We start from the raw sequence: 16493 nt of genomic DNA, 5'->3' as shown, positions 1-16493 counted from the left end.
AGATAACTTCTTTCAAGGCGTAGCTTGGCGTTCGGGCCACGTCAGGATTCACCGGTTGAGGCAGAGAGGGCGAACAATGGTTCGCCTTTTTTTATTTTCGGCCAGCATTAACAGAGTTTCGTGCATGTTCAATTTTGTCCGTACCCACACCAGGATCATCATGATGGTCCTGTTCCTGTTGGTCATTCCCTCGTTCGCTCTCGTAGGCATTGAGGGCTATAGCCGCTTTAATGAGGGGGCAAGCCGCGTTGCCCGCGTGGATGGAAAGAACATCACGCAAACCGAGTGGGACAACGCCCATCGGCAAGAGATTGATCGCATGCGTGCCCAGAACCCGACCATCGATCTGCGTTTGCTCGATACGCCCGCCATGAAATACGCCACCCTGGACCGTCTGGTGCGCGATCGCGTGTTGGCGGCGGCTGCAGAAAAGAACCACCTGGTGGCTACAGATGCCCGCTTGGCCGCCGAGCTGCAAAGCGACGCCGCCATTGCAGCATTGCGCAAGCCAGACGGCACGCTCGACATGGATATGTATCGCCAGTTGCTGGCACGCCAAGGCCTGACTGCTGAAGGCTTCGAAAACAGTGTGCGTGCTGACCTTTCCGCGCGTCAGGTGCTCAACAGCGTCATCGGTAGTGGGTTGGCCAGCCAGGCGCAATCTGATTTGGCTCTGGGCGCTTTCCTTGAGCAGCGCGAGGTTCAAATCGTTCGTTTTTCCCCGGCGGATTACGCGGGCAAAGTTACTCCGACCGAAGCTGATCTTGAAGCCTACTACCAAGCTAACCTGGCCAAATATCAGGCCCCAGAAGCTGCAAACGTTGAGTACATCGTGCTTGATCTGGCCAGCGTCAAGCAGTCAATTCCTGTGAGCGAGCAGGATCTCAAGACCTACTACGACCAGAATGCACCCGCCTTTGGCACCAAGGAAGAACGCAGGGTCAGCCACATCCTGATCAATGCCCCCAAAGGTGCACCGGCTGCCGAGAGAGAAAAGGCCAAGGCTCAGGCTACAGAATTGCTGGCCGAACTGCGCAAGGCGCCTGGAACGTTCGCCGCTGTGGCCAAGCGTGCGTCGCAAGACGACTCGAGCGCACCCTCCGGCGGTGACCTGGGCTTCTTCCAGCGCGACCGAGGCATTGACCCGGTCATCAGCAAAACTTCATTCGAGCTGAGTAAAAAGGGCGACATCAGCGAAGTGGTGGAAAGCGATTTCGGCTATCACATCATTGAGCTGACGGACCTCAAGCCTGCGGTGGTGCCTTCTTTTGCCGAGCTGCGCCCCAAGCTGGAAGAGCAGTTCAAAACCGAGCAAGCGCAGCGGCAGTTCAGTGAAATGGCAGAAACCTTCACTAACGGCGTGTTCGAACAGTCTGATAGCCTGAAGCCGATCGCCGAAAAGCTGAAGCTCACCGTGAGTACCGCAAGCAACATTGGGCGCACTCCTGCTGACGGTGCTACTGGCCCACTGGCCTCGGCCAAGTTTCTCTCGGCCTTGTTTTCCTCTGAATCGTTGGAGCGGAAACGCAACTCTGAAGCCATCGAAGTGGGCCCCAATCAATTGGCGGCTGGGCGAGTAATCCAGTACACCGCGGCGCACGCCCGTCCATTCGCTGAGGTGAAAGAACAAGTGCGCGCCAGCCTCATCAACGAGCGTGGCGCTGCCCAGGCTCGCAAGGAAGGTGAATCCCGCTTGGCTGCCTGGCGTGCTCAGCCCGCAAGCGCCACGACCCTGCCTGCCGCGGTCGTACTTTCACGCGAGAACCCGCAAGGCCAGCCAACGCAGTTGATCGACGCGGTGCTTCGCGCCGACGCGACCAAGCCTCCGGTTTTTGTGGGCGTTGACTTGGGGCAGGCGGGCTATGCAGTGGTGCGGGTCAACAAAGTGGTTCCTCGTGCAGTGCCAGAGGCAGACATGGCAAAACAGGAGCTGGCGCAATATGAACAGGTCTGGGGCGCTGCCGAGGCCCGAGCCTATTTCGATATGCTGAAAGCCCGTTTCAAGGCAGAGATTTTTGTTCCAGCTCCGACGGCGGAGCAAGCAGGCGCTGTCGAAGGGCAGGATAAAGGTCGCTGATCCCGCCGTTTTCCTTACGCCAAGAAGAAAGTAGCCACCAGAATATTGGTGGCTATTTTTTTTGGTGCGGTGAGAGCCTGAGATCGCCCCTGATTGTGCGGGTATGGACGTCGTTCCGACGGTGCCCGCTGACATGCTGCTTGCGCGCGCCCGCCTGCGTCAAGTCAAAAGCGCTCAAGTGAAAAGTGGGCAAGTGAAAAGTGGGCAAGTGAAAAGCGGTTAAGCGTCGCCAGCAGGCTCTAGCTCAGGGTCGGGTTGCATCGTGTAGATGAGCACGCCCAGCATGGCCATATAGGCCTTGAAGGCCGCATCTTGGCCGTTCCAGGTGTCCGACTGCCACATCAGGAACCATTCTCCACCGACCACCACGAAGCCGAAGAACCACACCAGGAATCCGGCAGTGCAGCCGGCGATCATCCACTTTTTCGACCGGGCAAATTCGCTTGCTGAGGCACGACGTGCCCGCCACATGGTGACGCAGCCCATGGACAACAGTAGGCAGGTTATCCCTTCGGCCAAAATGATGAGCCAGTAAGCCGCGTGCCACACCAGGGGGCTCGTCATGGCCCGGTACATAGCTTTGTTGCTCGGGAAAGTGGTGTCCATGCTCAGCACATGCTGCACGAACGCGAAGTTGGAGTCGTAATCGGTGATGTTGTTGAAGCTCACCATGAAAGCGAACATTGCCAACGCCCACGTCATCAAAACTTTAGACCAGCGCACCATCATGAGCGATTTGTTTCCATCATCGAGTCTGAAGCTAGCTATAGGATGATCGGTGCTGTGCCGACAGCACCTGATGCATCGGAGTCTAACAATAGCGGTCCAGACCTTCCAGCGCAGTCGTACCAAGGTTTGATAGCGCCGGTGAGGGCCACCGGCTAGTCCCGCGGGGGTTTTCTGCGTTGGAGGTGACTGCCTTCCTGCATTCGGATGGCGCCCGCAGTTTCATCGGAGGAAATAAAAAAGCCTGCTACCGTTCAGATAGCAGGCTTTACTTTATTCGCTGGGGTGGCTGATGGGGCTCGAACCCACGACAACCAGAATCACAATCTGGGACTCTACCAACTGAGCTACAGCCACCGCGAAGATCGAATTATAGCCAACAATTTTGATGAATCTGGCATGAGCTCAATTTATTCACCAAAATTTGTACTTTAGGAGCACGAAGGCCCCGCTAGGCGGGGCCTTCGTGCCCTAGATTATCTGCGGATCAGTCGTTGCTGCCGCTGGTGATACCCAGAATGGCGAGCAGGCTCTGGAACACGTTGAAGATGTCCAGGTAGAGGGCCAGCGTCGCGCTGATGTAGTTGGTTTCGCCGCCGTCAATGATGCGCTTGAGGTCGTACAGCATGAACAGGCTGAATACGCCGATGGCCAGAGTACTGATGACCAGCATGCCGGTGGTAGAACCAACGAACACGTTGACGATGGCGCCCACAACAATCACGAGTGCGCCGACGAAGAGCCACTTGCCCAAGCCAGAGATGTCGCGCTTGATCACGCTGGCCAGGCTGGCCATGACAAAGAACACGCCGGCTGTGCCACCCATGGCGGTCATGACCAGTTCAGAGCCGTTTTTGAAGCCCAGCACCATGGCGATCATGCGTGAGAGCATCAGCCCCATGAAGAAGGTGAAGGCCAGCAAAACCGGCACGCCGGCTGCCGAGTTCTTGGTTTTCTCGATGGCGAACATGAAGCCGAAGGCTCCGGCCAGGAACACGATCAGGCCCAGGCCACCCGACAGCCCCGCGGTGATTCCTGTGGCCACACCGAACCAGGCTCCGAGCACAGTCGGAACGAGGCTGAGCGCCAACAGCCAGTAGGTGTTGCGCAAAACTTTGTTGCGTTGCTCTTGCGTGACCAGACCGCCATGGGCGGCGTCAGCGTAGCCAATGGTTGAGGTGCGGTTGTTCATGTATCAGGTACTCCTCTTGAAGGTTTGCACAATGACACCACCAGAACGATGCCGATGTTTCATTGTACGTATATGAGTGGTGGCGAACCAAAAAATTCCCTGCAAAATCAAAAGGATGCAGAAATCTTGGTGCAACCGGTTCTCGGATTGCGAAATGAGCATCTTTCGGAACTGACCCGGTGGCGTTTTGAAGCCCGATTTCAGTAGCTCAATCGTTCGGGGCGCAGCTCTTGCAGAATGGTGGTGGCAATTTCTTCGATCGATTTGGTGGTGGTGGAGAGCCACCGAATCCCCGACATGCGCATCATGGCCTCCGCTTCAGCGACCTCCATGCGGCAGTTTGCCAAACTGGCGTAGCCTGAATTGGGTCGGCGCTCCGAGCGAATCTCAGACAAACGCTCGGGCGCAATGGTGAGTCCGAAGAGCTTTTTCGATGCGCTATAAGTGCTGGCGGCAGCTGGCGGCGGTCGAAATCTTCCGGGATCAGCGGGTAATTTGCCGCTTTCAGGCCGTGCTGCATAGCCAGATAGAGGCTGGTGGGTGTCTTTCCGCTGCGACTGACACCGACCAAAATCACGTCAGCCGCCGCCAGGTCACGGTGGCTCTGGCCGTCGTCATGCGCCAGGCTGAAGTTGATGGCCTCGATGCGGTCGTGATAGGCTTGACTCTTGCTGACATCCGAGAAGCGGCCCACCCGGTGGTGGCTTTTAATGCCAAGTTCCAACTCAATGGGCTGGACAAAGGTGCCGAACATATCCATCAGCATGCCCTTGCAGTTGGTGCGGATGATGCCGAGCACCTCTTTGTCGACCAGGGTGGTGAAGACCAAGGGCCGCTTTCCCTCCAGGTCCCCCACATGGTTGATTTGCCGTACCGCCTGGTGTGCTTTGTCTGCAGAGTCGATGAAGGGCAGGCGCACCCGGTGCGGCTGAAAGTCGAACTGCGCCAAGATGGCATTGCCGAAGGTTTCGGCCGTGATGCCGGTGCCGTCTGAGACGAAAAAACTGTTCGTGCGGGCATAAGTGAGACTTCTCCGGTTAACTCTGAACGCAGGCGGTTCGATAAGTACTTAAAATCGCCACCATTATGCGAATTCAGCCTGCGCGCCTGGATAGTGGCCTACAAGCACAACTCCAATGCTCATCTGCGCGAGTGGGCCAGCCACGCCGTTACTTTGCCTTTGAACGGCGTGTGCCCCGGTTTTTAACTTCTGGAGCTTTCCCATGTCTGTACTATTCGATCCGACCGCCTTGGTCGTGCCATTCGAAAAACTAAGGATGACTGATGTCGAGGTGGTCGGTGGCAAGAATGCCAGCCTCGGTGAGATGATTTCACAATTGCCCACCCAAGGTCCAGAGGGTGTCCGCGTGCCAACCGGTTTTGCCACCACGGCGCACGCATTTCGTCAGTTTTTGGCGCACGATGGCTTGGTTGATCGTATTCAAGCCCGTCTCGACACCCTGGACACTGAAGATGTGCGCGCGCTGGCTGCCGCCGGCGCAGAAATTCGTGCCTGGGTCGAGGCGCAGCCTTTCCCCGCTGATCTCGAAAAGGCCATTCGCGAGGCGTTTGTCACGCTGAGCGGCGGCAACGATCAGGCCAGCTTCGCCGTTCGCTCGTCCGCCACGGCAGAGGATCTGCCCGACGCTTCGTTTGCGGGGCAGCAGGAAACGTTCCTAAACGTGGTGGGCATTGAAGATATCCTTCACAAGATGAAGGAGGTTTTTGCAAGCCTCTACAACGACCGCGCCATCAGCTACCGCGTGCACAAGGGCTTCGAGCATGCAGGCGTGGCTCTGTCGGCTGGCGTGCAGCGCATGGTGCGCAGCGATTTGGGCGCAGCAGGCGTCATGTTCACCATTGACACCGAGAGTGGCTTTGAAGACGTGGTGTTCATCACCAGCAGCCACGGCCTGGGCGAAACCGTGGTGCAAGGGGCTGTAAACCCGGACGAGTTTTACGTTCACAAGCCCATGCTGAGGGCAGGCAAGCAAGCGGTGATCCGCCGCAACCTGGGCTCAAAGCTCATTCAGATGGTGTTTTCCACGCCAGAAGAGAAAGCAGCCAGCGGCAAACTTGTGAAAACGGTGGACGTGCCGGTCGAGCAGCGGAACCGCTATTCGTTGACTGATGATGACGTCATGCAGCTGGCGCGCTATGCCATGGTGATTGAAAAGCACTACGGCAGGCCGATGGATATCGAGTGGGGCAAGGACGGCACAGACGGTCAACTCTACATTCTGCAGGCGCGGCCCGAAACCGTGAAGAGCCAGCAGAAGGGGAAAACCGAGCACCGCTACAAGCTCAAGAGCACAGGCTCCGTTCTGGCAGAAGGCCGCGCCATCGGCCAGAAAATCGGAACCGGCCCTGTTCGGCTGGTGCACAACATCTCCGAGATGGATCAGGTGCAGCCTGGCGACGTCTTGGTGACCGACATGACCGACCCCAACTGGGAGCCGGTGATGAAGCGTGCCAGTGCCATTGTGACCAACCGCGGCGGGCGCACCTGCCACGCAGCGATCATCGCGCGCGAATTGGGCATTCCGGCCATCGTGGGTTGCGGCGACGCTACCGAAAAGCTCAAGACCGGCACCCTGGTGACGGTGTCTTGCGCAGAGGGCGATACCGGCCACATTTATGACGGCCTGCTGGAAACCGAAGTGACCGAGGTCAAGCGTGGGGCTATGCCGCAAATCGCCACCAAGATCATGATGAACGTGGGCAACCCGCAACTGGCCTTTGACTTCGCTCAACTGCCCAATGAAGGGGTGGGCCTGGCGCGCCTGGAATTCATCATCAACAACAACATAGGCGTGCACCCCAAGGCCATTCTGGACTATCCGCAGGTGGATGGGGACCTGAAAAAAGCCGTTGAATCAGTAGCACGCGGCCACGCATCGCCACGCGCGTTCTACGTGGACAAAGTGGCTGAAGGCGTCGCCACCATCGCGGCGGCCTTCTGGCCCAAGCCGGTGATTGTTCGCCTGTCGGACTTCAAGAGCAATGAGTATCGCAAGCTGATCGGCGGTAGCCGCTACGAGCCCGAGGAAGAGAACCCCATGCTGGGCTTCCGCGGCGCGGCTCGCTACATCAGCGATGATTTCCGTGAAGCCTTTGCCATGGAATGCGAGGCGCTGCGGCGTGTGCGCAACGATATGGGCCTGACCAACGTGCAGGTCATGGTGCCTTTCGTGCGCACGCTGGGGCAGGCCGAGCGTGTGACGCAGCTGCTCGCTGAACACGGCTTGGCGCGTGGTCAGAATGATCTGAAGGTCGTCATGATGTGCGAGGTGCCCAGCAACGCCATTCTGGCCGAGCGTTTCCTCGAATATTTTGATGGTTTCTCCATCGGCTCCAACGACTTGACCCAGCTCACGCTAGGCCTGGATCGTGATTCCGGCATGGAACTGTTGGCTGCGGATTTTGACGAGCGCGATCCTGCCGTCAGAGCGCTGCTTCAACGCGCTATCAGCTCTTGCCTGGCTGCAGGCAAGTATGTGGGCATTTGCGGCCAAGGCCCCAGCGACCACCCTGACTTTGCACTTTGGCTTGCCAAGGAAGGTATTTCCTCGATCTCGCTCAACCCGGACAGCGTGATCGACACCTGGACCTTGCTTGCTAACTGATCGAGCAACCCACTGACGACGCCATGGCCGAGCAGCAGCAGCCTCACCGCTTTGATCGGCTACGGCTGTGGCTGCTGGCAGTGTGGGCGTTTGCCTCTTTTGGCGTGAGTTGGTTCGCGCGCGATCTGCAGCAGGTGGTTGCCGGCTGGCCGGTCAATTTCTGGTTTGTGGCACAGGGGGCAGTTCTCGCGTTTCTGGCTGTGGTGGTTGTCTATGCCACGGTGAGGAATCGACAAGATCGCGCCAGCGCTGAAGCGTCGTCTGATGGGGATTAAGCCAGCACGCTGCTACGAAAGGCGCCTGCATAGGCTGCTGCTGCTGTTCGTTGTCGGGTTTCTGGCTTTTCTGGCCTTGATGGCCTGGGCTGAGCGCGCCGGTCTCTCAAGGGACTGGATGGGCCCGATCTTCCTGTTCACCACTGTCATGTTCTATGCAGGGATCGGCATCTGGGGGCGCACGACCGATCCGGAAGAGTTCTATGTCGCTGGCAGGCGCATTCCACCTATGTACAACGGGATGGCCACTGCGGCAGACTGGATGAGCGCGGCATCGTTCATCAGCCTTTCTGGCGCGCTTTATCTTCAGGGCTTCTCCGGTACCTCCACGCAGCCCGGTGGGCTGGCCTATGTGCTGGGCTGGACAGGGGGATTCTGTCTGGTCGGCTTGCTCATGGCGCCGCGCCTGCGTGCGATGCGCCTGTACACCGTCCCGGATTTTTTGCGGTGCGCTTTGGTGGTTGCTGGCCGCGATGGCTGGCGGCGGCTGGGGCAGTGGCGTGCTCGTTCATGTATGTGGTGGCACAGATCTACGGCATCGGGTTGATCGCCTCGCGGCTGACCGGTGTGCAGTTCGAGATCGGCATCCTTTTGGGGCTGGGTGGAGTGCTTCTGTGCTCCTTCCTGGGGGGCATGCGCGCGATTACCTGGACACAGGTATCGCAGTACGTGGTGCTGCTGCTCGCGTTTCTAATTCCGGTGTCGTGGCTGGCGTACAAGCAGCTCGGAACGCCGCTTGCTCCGGTGGTCTATGGGGCGCAACTGCCCAAAATTGAGCGGCTGGAGAGGGAGCTGATCGATTCGCCGGCGGAGCAAGCAGTCAGCGCCATTTATCAGGAGCGTGCCCGCGCCTATGCTGAGCGCCTGCGCGACCCGGCTGCCGCGCTTGAGCGTGATCGGGCTTTGCTTGAAGAGCGCATTCGCATGCTCAAGGCCCAGGGTGTGGATTCTTCTCTCGTCATGCAGGCGCGGCGTGAGCTGGCGGCGCTTCCGCGCACCGAGGCGAGTGCCATAGAGCGCTGGACACGCGCCATGAACGAAGCGGTGGAGCGCGGCAAGCCTTTGGGTGGCCTTCCGCGTCATGGGCAAGCGTTTGCTGGAGACCCTGAAGGCACTGCTGCCGAACGGGAGGAGTTCAATACTTCGCGCCTTAACTTCATGGCGTTGATGTTCTGCCTCATGCTGGGTACGGCCAGCTTACCGCACCTGCTGACCCGTTTTTACACCGTGCCAGGCGTGTCAGAGGCTCGCAGCTCCGTGGCCTGGTCCCTGGGGTTCATCGCCTTGCTATATCTCAGTACGCCAGCACTGGCTGTGCTGGTGAAATACGAAATCATGCAGGGCCTGGTGGGCAGTAGTTTCGATGAGCTGCCCAACTGGATTGCTCAATGGGCTTGGGTGGATCCGGCGCTCGTTTCCGTGTCAGATGTGAACGGAGACCGCATTTTGCAGTTTGGCGAGATCAAGCTGGGTGCCGACATGATTATGCTGGCAACCCCGGAGTTGGGTGGATTACCTTATGTGGTTTCAGGCTTGGTGGCAGCCGGTGGGCTGGCGGCTGCACTTTCCACGGCAGATAGCCTTTTGCTCACTATCAGTAACGCACTGGTTCATGACACAGCCGCGCCTGGACCTCGGGGAGTGGCGAACCCCACAGAGAATCACGTGATTCTTTCCAAGTTTGCGCTTCTGGCAGCGGCCATGCTGGCGGCCTTCGTGGCAGTGCTGAAGCCTGCGGAGATTATTTCGCTGGTGACAGCGTCGTTTTCGATTGCGGCCGCGACTTTCTTCCCCAGTCTGGTGCTTGGGATTTTCTGGCCCGGTGCTACGCGCCGCGGCGTGGTGGCCGGCATGCTCTCAGGCGTTGGGTTGACGGTGGGCTATATGCTCTGGGCCAACCCTTCCTTGCGAGCCTGGTGGGGCCTTGAACCTGGTGGACTATGGGCCGGCATTTTGCCGATGTCGGCGGGCTTTTTTGGAGTGCCCGCCGGCTTTGCCGTCATTGTGATGGTGTCTTTGGGGGAGCGTCTGTTCAAGCCGGCAGGTTCAAGCCAGCTCTCGTGACGCTCATCACGCCTGTTGTGTACCTGCCTTAAGGACGTGCCGCCTGAAAAACACGCAGAGCGCAACAAAGCTTCCCAGGCCCAGCCACATGGCGGGCGCAAAATCTTCGCTCACCAACGCCAGCGGTGCATCCTGTCCACTGAATCCGATCAAGGCAGCGATCACCAGGCCCGTGAGGCTTTCACCCACGATCAGTCCTGAGGCCAGAAGCAAGCTACGTTCTTCGGCCGCGCTGACCCAGGTTTTGCCTGCTTTTTCACCCATGGCTTTGATGGCCCGCTGAATAAAGTACCCCAGCATGGCGCCGACGAAGAGGGTGGTCCCGATGGTGGGCGGAAGGTATAGACCCAGACCCACGGCCAGCGGCGGCAAGGAGCCCCGGCCTGAACGGCGCAGAACCACATCAATCACGATAATGGCGACCCCGATGGCGACACCCAGCCCCAGCATGCTCCAATCAAGCGAGCCGTTGAAGATGCCAGAGGCGATCTGGTTCATCAGCGTGGCTTGGGGAGCTGCCAGCGCTTTGCTGGGGTCCATGCCTTCACGTGGCAAAGCGCCCTGGAAGCCGTAGGCGTTGTAGAGTAATTCGAGCACAGGCGGAATGACCGCAGCCCCGACCATGCAACCAATGATAAGCACCACCTGCTGGCGCCATGGAGTGGCACCAACCAGATAACCGGTCTTCAGATCCTGCAGGTTGTCGTTGGAGATGGCAGCAATGGCCAGGATTACCGAAACCATGAAGAGCACCAGGCCCACGCCAAGTTGGCCGGAGATGCTGTTGGCAAAAGCGGGCACCCAGGCATGCATTGCCAAAAGAGACAGCGCCATGAGTATGGTTGCAATAATGCCAATCCCGGAAATGGGACTCGCCGAGCTTCCTACCAGCCCTGCCATATAGCCACATGCGGCCGCCACCAAGAAGCCGAATACTGCGGCAAATATCACGCACAACGCGGTAAGTCCATAGCGTGCTGCGTCCGACAACTCAGGCATGTACTGCAGCACGAAGCTGTTGACCACCAGGAACAGCACGGTCAGAGCGGCCAACCCGATCAGCAGCATCCAGTTGCGAGGCATATCCTTATCGGTTTCGTCCTGGGCTGATGCCGTCACACTCGACGCTTGGGCAGGTTGACGGCGTATCGCCTGGATGATCGGCCGCAGGAGGGTGCCTACAGTCCATAGGGCAGAGATGCCGATAACGCCCGCACCTACAAAGCGCACTTTTGCCGCCCATAGCTGAGTGGACAGATCGCTCAATGCCTGGCCAGGGGCGGGTGTGGCATGGGCTGTCAGCCACGGGACGATCACGCCCCAGCAGAGTACGAGGCCCACCATGACCGAGATGCCCGCTGCCGCTCCCATGAGGTAGCCGGCTGCCAATAGAGCGGGTGAGAACCCTGCCGAGAAGCGCAGCGCCACGTTGCCGACAGGAACCCACAAGCTGATGGATTCAGCCAGAACCCGAAAGCCGCTGCTCATGAAGCCCAGCAGAGTGGCGAGGCCGCCGCCCCAGAGCAGGTCGCGCAGGCCGGAACTTTTGGATTGGCCCTTCGTGTCGGATTCTTTACGATGGCGCTGTGCCTCTCCCACGCGCAGCACTTCTGCTGCGGCCACGCCTTCGGGGTAGGGTAGAGAAGACTGCACCACCATGACGCGACGCAGAGGTACCGTATAGAGAACGCCCAGGGTGCCGCCAGCCGCACAGATCAGCGCTGTTTGCCAGAAGGGGAACCCAGTCCAAAGGCCCAGCATCAATAGCGCCGGCAGCGCATAGATCACCGATGAGAGTGTGCCCGCAGCTGACGCCTGGGTTTGCACCAGGTTGTTTTCAAGGATGTTCGAATCCTTGAAGCGATACAACAGTGCCATTGAAATCACTGCGGCTGGTATGGCTGACGCGAAGGTCAATCCGACCTTGAGGCCCAGATAGACATTGGCCGCCGTAAAGGCCAGGGTGATAAGCGCGCCCAGAATGACGCCGCGCACGGTGAACTCACGCGTTAATGTGTTTTTCTTCATGGCTGAAAAGACTGAAATTCTTGGTCGAGTTCGACAGGCACGTACGAACGTTGATCAGGGGCCTGGGGCTTCTATTGGCTGAAGGGGGAATAATCCCTTTGGGTTCCTGTCAAGGCCTGGATACTCAAGAAGGACTGAGAACGTGTTCACGATCCGAGCTGATGGCAATGCCGAATTGTGGACGCATCTAGGCGCATTGTTACGCCCGTCATGAATGCTGGAAAGGGGATTTCAATCATTCGAAGACTAAGCGCACACGCTTTCTTCTGGCACAGTGGCTGATTCACCTCTCAGTATAGATGCTTTTTTCGTACTTTTTATTCAGCAAAAACCCGATCGTTGCAGAAGCGCCAGGGAGCTAGTGTCCTGAATTGCAAATACGTTGAATAAATCCACCGACAATCGCCGCCATGCTGCGTCACCAAGCCTCCCGATCCCCACTACCACCGACTCGCGAGGGTTATGCAGGGCATCCCTAGAAGAGAAAAAGCGATGTTCCGTCGAAACAGAACATCGCTTGAAAAGTCGCAGCCTGAGGAGGAAGGGTGGAGGAGATGGCTGCGACTGTAAGGCTTTAAAACTACTCTAATTCAATGAGCGCTGGCAACATTGGTCAGCGGTGGCTTCACAGTACCCTTTCATTTTCAACCAATTCTCAGAGACAGAAAAGTCGTCCTTACGCCTGACTGGCTGTCAGACAGCGCTGACATTCATCGATGATCTGCTGGCCGAGATATTTTCTTAAACCGCCGACTCAGGTAGCGAGAGCCCGCCAAGCCGAAGCGCCAGGGAAGATCCACCGCTTTGCTGATACCGATGCGCGGACCTGAAAGTACTTGCACGGGCGAGCCGGATGCCGGCGCGGCATGTACCTCGAATGGCGGATGATCCAGCCGCAGCCCATAGTGAGCGGGCGCAATGCCAAGCGCCTGCCCCAGACGACCGGGGCCAGCGCATAGCAGGCGCTCGTCAAGCGTTCGCCTTCGCTCGCGCATGCGATCCAGACCGTGCGTAGGCTGCAGCGCCCGGATCAACACTCCAGCACCGTGACCGTCTTCGCAACAGACAAAATTCAGACACCAATGGATTCCGTAGCTCCGGTACACATAAGCGTGCCCTGGCGGGCCAAACATGACCTGATTGCGTGGTGTCGGCCCAGGGTAGCAATGCGAGGCCGGTTCGCTGTGATCATAGGCTTCCGTCTCGACAATGATGCCGCCTACGCCGTCAACGAACAGGGTGGCGCCTATCAATGCGTGAGCAACAACGGGAGCATCATGCGCAAAATCTTGGGGATGCAGGAGGCGCGGCATAGCGTGGAAAAGATGGAAGATACACCCGCTTGGGTCACAATGGCGAACCCATGTCAGAGTCCCCCGTTCCCTCGATCGAGCATTACGAAAACTTCCCCGTGGCCTCGTGGCTGTGCCCACCCAGGCTACGCCCGCCCATAGCGGCAATCTACCATTTTGCACGCACTGCGGACGATATTGCCGATGAAGGGCATGACAGCGCAATGCAGCGCCTGTCTGATCTTGCTGCCTATCGCGCTGATCTGCATGCAGTTTCTGCAGGCCAGGCAACTTCCACGCGCTGGTCGCAGGTGTTCAAGCCTTTGGCCGCGCAGATGAAAGCGTTCGATCTGCCGCTTCAGCCGATGGATGACTTGCTTTCTGCATTTGCTCAGGACGTGGTCAAGACCCGCGATGGCGCCGCCTATGCCGATATGGCCGAACTGCTTGACTATTGCAGCCGCTCTGCCAACCCCGTGGGCAGGTTGCTGCTGCACCTGTACGGAGTGAACAATAAAGAGGCTATTGCCGAGAGCGATGCAATTTGTACTGCACTGCAACTCATCAACTTCTGGCAGGATTTGAGTGTCGACATTCCGCGTGGGCGCTACTACCTGCCGCTGGCCGAATGCGCCGCGTACGGAATCAGCGTGACCGATCCGGCACGTCAGTTTCCTGCGTTACAGCAAAGCAAAGAGGTCACGCGTTTGATTGCCGCCTGCGTACAGGGCGCGCGGGCCCATATGCAGGCTGGTGCTCCGCTGGTGCATAGAATCCCCGGCAGGGCGGGTTGGGAATTGCGCGCTGTCATTCAAGGTGGCCTGCGCATTCTGGACAAAATTGCCGCCATCGATTACGCCACGCTGACCCGGCGGCCTACCCTTGGCAAGGCAGATGCACCCTATATTCTTTGGCGCATGCTTCGAATGTAGGAAAAACAGGGGCCGACCGATGGGACAATCGCACCTGTGAGCAACACCCCGCAAGATTACGTTCAGCAAAAAGCCGCTGCCTCTGGCAGCAGCTTTTACTATGCCTTTCTGTTTCTGCCGGCTCCTCGCCGCGCCGCCATTACCGCCTTCTACGCCTTTTGTCGTGAGGTGGATGATGTCGTCGATGAGGTGAGCGACCCCGGCGTGGCCGCCTCCAAGCTGGCCTGGTGGCAGTCCGAAGTAGGGCGTGCCTATGCCGGCCAGTCAACGCACCCGGCCATGAAGGCCCTGATGCCGCACGCATCTGTGTACGGCATAGAGGCGCGACACCTGCTGGCCGTCATCGAGGGCTGTCAGATGGATCTTAGCCAGTCACGATACCTGGATTTCACGGCCTTGCAGCGCTACTGCCACCTGGTGGCTGGCGTGGTGGGAGAGGTGTCTGCACGCATCTTTGGCCAGAGTGACCCACGAACCACCGAGTATGCGCACACCCTGGGTCTGGCGTTTCAGCTTACCAACATCATTCGCGATGTTGGAGAAGATGCGCGGCGTGACCGCATCTACCTGCCGGTCAACGAGTTGCAGCAGTTCGACGTCAAAGCGCACGAAGTCATCAAGGGCGTTTATTCTGACCGTTTTGAGCGGCTCATGAAGTTCCAGGCCGAGCGGGCGCATGCTCTGTACGACAAGGCGCTGGCATTGCTGCCAGACCAGGACCGCCGCAGCCAGAAGCCAGGGCTCATGATGGCCAGCATCTACCGCACGCTGCTGCGCGAAATAGAGGCCGACAATTTCAAAGTGCTGCACCAGCGCCTTGCACTGACACCGCTGCGCAAGCTATGGCTCGCGTGGAAAATGCAAGCGTTAGGCCGGTTCTGAAATGGCAGATGACAACAGTCATCGCCTGAGGTCGGACTATTCCCGTTTGTCAGAGACAGCGCCGAAGCATATAGCGATCATTGGCGCCGGTTGGGCGGGCATGGCGGCTGCGGTCAGAGCGGTGCAAGATGGCCACCGTGTGACGATACTCGAGGCCGCGCGAACCTTGGGCGGCCGGGCCAGAGGCGTGCCGCTGACTCTCCCCGATGGGCGTGAGATTTCTGTCGACAACGGCCAGCATATTCTCATAGGAGCCTACGCCGAGACGCTGCGGCTGATGCGCATCGTGGGTGTCGACCCGCAGCAAGCGTTGCTGCGCTTTCCCATGGCGCTAACTTACCCTGATGGCACAGGCCTTTCTCTCCCGGACTTGCCGACGCCGCTGGATGCATTGGTGGGCATTTTGCGTGCTCGGGGCTGGAACTGGCGAGAAAAGCTGGCGCTGTTGCGCGTGGCGAGTCGTTGGCAGCGTGCGGGTTTTCGGTGTGACGAAAGGGCCAGCGTAGCGGACTTGTGTGTTTCGCTTCCGCCCAGGCTGATGGAAGAATTCATCGACCCACTTTGTGTTTCTGCACTCAATACGCCCGTCAACCAGGCCAGCGGGGCAGTTTTTCTGCGCGTGTTGCGCGATGGCCTTTTCAGCCATCGCGGAGGGTCTAATTTTTTGCTGCCGCGCTGCGACTTGAGTGCACTTTTCCCCGACGCTGCAGCAAGCTTGCTGAAAGAACGCGGTGTTCGCCAGCTCACGGGGCGTCGGGTCGACGTGCTGGAGCGAGACGCGGGGCAGTGGCGAGTTGAAGGTGAACTCTTCGACAGCGTGGTGCTCGCGGTTCCCGCTTCAGAATCGGCGCGTATCCTGAACGCATCATTGGATAGAGTTGAAGAATCTGTTCAGAGCCAACTGAGTGTCTGGGCCGGCACCGCGTCTGCCTTGCGCTTCAAATCAATAGCCACCGTATATGCTCAGGCCAAACCAACCGGAGTCGCGCCGCTGCTGAGCCGGCCCATGTTGGCTTTGCGTGCAAGCGATCGGTATCCGGCGCAATTCGTTTTTGATCGTGACCAGATCACACCTTCTTCGCAGCCATCGCGATTGCTGGCCTTTGTGATCAGTGTTCACCATGGTGAGCGTTCGGTTCTGGAGGCGGCTATTGTGGAGCAGGCCAAAGCCCAGTTAGGGCTCTCCGTAAAGCCACTGCAAACGATTGTTGAAAAGCGCGCCACCTTTGCCTGCACCCCTGCGCTTGTGCGCCCACCTGCTCAAATTGCGTCGGGTCTGGTGGCTTGTGGCGACTATATTGAAGGCCCTTACCCAGCCACGTTGGAAGGCGCCGTGCGCAGCGGATGGAACGCGCTAGGTTGCTTCAGTTAGAAGGGCGACTGGTTGAGATGTGAGAAA

Annotated in this window: 10 protein-coding genes, 1 tRNA gene and 2 pseudogenes; 7 read left to right on the top strand and 6 right to left on the bottom strand. The window is 58.6% G+C overall.

The annotated features are described in order from the left end of the window. Positions 1-124: 124 nt before the first annotated feature. Positions 125-2077 (top strand): SurA N-terminal domain-containing protein, encoded by a 1953-nt coding sequence (locus tag AAAK34_RS15835; protein ID WP_231694524.1) that lies wholly within the window; start codon positions 125-127, stop codon positions 2075-2077. A gap of 219 nt (positions 2078-2296) precedes the next feature. On the opposite strand, the gene AAAK34_RS15830 is transcribed toward AAAK34_RS15835, so the two are convergent. The 4 genes and pseudogenes from AAAK34_RS15830 to ppsR form a co-directional block, all read right to left on the bottom strand. Continuing rightward, positions 2297-2803, bottom strand: coding sequence for a DUF2165 family protein (locus tag AAAK34_RS15830; protein ID WP_431778031.1), 507 nt, complete (start codon positions 2801-2803; stop codon positions 2297-2299). A gap of 281 nt (positions 2804-3084) precedes the next feature. Next, positions 3085-3160: transfer RNA gene (locus AAAK34_RS15825), tRNA-His, on the bottom strand. A 130-nt stretch (positions 3161-3290) separates the two neighbouring features. Beyond that, positions 3291-3995, bottom strand: coding sequence for a Bax inhibitor-1/YccA family protein (locus AAAK34_RS15820; protein ID WP_231694372.1), 705 nt, complete (start codon positions 3993-3995; stop codon positions 3291-3293). Positions 3996-4195: 200 nt separating this feature from the next. Further along, positions 4196-5058, bottom strand: a pseudogene (ppsR, locus tag AAAK34_RS15815) (posphoenolpyruvate synthetase regulatory kinase/phosphorylase PpsR). Positions 5059-5218: 160 nt separating this feature from the next. Here ppsR and ppsA point away from each other — a divergent pair. The 3 genes and pseudogenes from ppsA to AAAK34_RS15800 all read left to right on the top strand — a co-directional run bounded on the left by ppsA (position 5219) and on the right by AAAK34_RS15800 (position 9960). Further along, a complete protein-coding gene (ppsA, locus tag AAAK34_RS15810) occupies positions 5219-7621 on the top strand; it encodes a phosphoenolpyruvate synthase (protein ID WP_231694374.1) in 2403 nt (800 codons plus the stop codon). Positions 7622-7644: 23 nt separating this feature from the next. Next, positions 7645-7896 (top strand): sodium/substrate symporter small subunit, encoded by a 252-nt coding sequence (locus tag AAAK34_RS15805; RefSeq protein ID WP_231694375.1) that lies wholly within the window; start codon positions 7645-7647, stop codon positions 7894-7896. Continuing rightward, positions 7886-9960: pseudogene (locus tag AAAK34_RS15800) on the top strand (VC_2705 family sodium/solute symporter). Before AAAK34_RS15805 ends, AAAK34_RS15800 begins: the two are co-directional and overlap by 11 nt. A gap of 6 nt (positions 9961-9966) precedes the next feature. Here the strand turns inward: AAAK34_RS15800 and AAAK34_RS15795 are convergent. Beyond that, positions 9967-11988, bottom strand: a complete 2022-nt coding sequence (locus AAAK34_RS15795) for an OPT family oligopeptide transporter (protein ID WP_231694377.1) — start codon at positions 11986-11988, stop codon at positions 9967-9969. A 710-nt stretch (positions 11989-12698) separates the two neighbouring features. Then, positions 12699-13301, bottom strand: coding sequence for a DNA-3-methyladenine glycosylase (locus AAAK34_RS15790; RefSeq protein WP_231694378.1), 603 nt, complete (start codon positions 13299-13301; stop codon positions 12699-12701). 50 nt (positions 13302-13351) lie between these two features. Between AAAK34_RS15790 and hpnC the strand changes: the two genes are divergently transcribed. Genes hpnC through hpnE form a run of 3 tightly spaced genes read left to right on the top strand, consistent with a single transcriptional unit; the run spans position 13352 to position 16466 of the window. Beyond that, positions 13352-14212, top strand: coding sequence for a squalene synthase HpnC (gene hpnC / locus AAAK34_RS15785; RefSeq protein ID WP_231694525.1), 861 nt, complete (start codon positions 13352-13354; stop codon positions 14210-14212). Positions 14213-14248: 36 nt separating this feature from the next. Next, positions 14249-15094: a presqualene diphosphate synthase HpnD gene (gene hpnD, locus AAAK34_RS15780; protein WP_231694379.1), complete on the top strand. Its 846-nt coding sequence runs from the start codon at positions 14249-14251 to the stop codon at positions 15092-15094. 1 nt (position 15095) lies between these two features. Continuing rightward, positions 15096-16466: a hydroxysqualene dehydroxylase HpnE gene (gene hpnE, locus AAAK34_RS15775; protein ID WP_431777471.1), complete on the top strand. Its 1371-nt coding sequence runs from the start codon at positions 15096-15098 to the stop codon at positions 16464-16466. Positions 16467-16493: the final 27 nt, after the last annotated feature.

This window comes from Ottowia caeni (assembly GCF_050821495.1).
GTDB lineage: Bacteria > Pseudomonadota > Gammaproteobacteria > Burkholderiales > Burkholderiaceae_C > Ottowia > Ottowia caeni.
The sequence above is the reverse complement of the archived record's forward strand: the minus strand, read 5'-3'. Positions and strand labels throughout refer to the sequence as shown.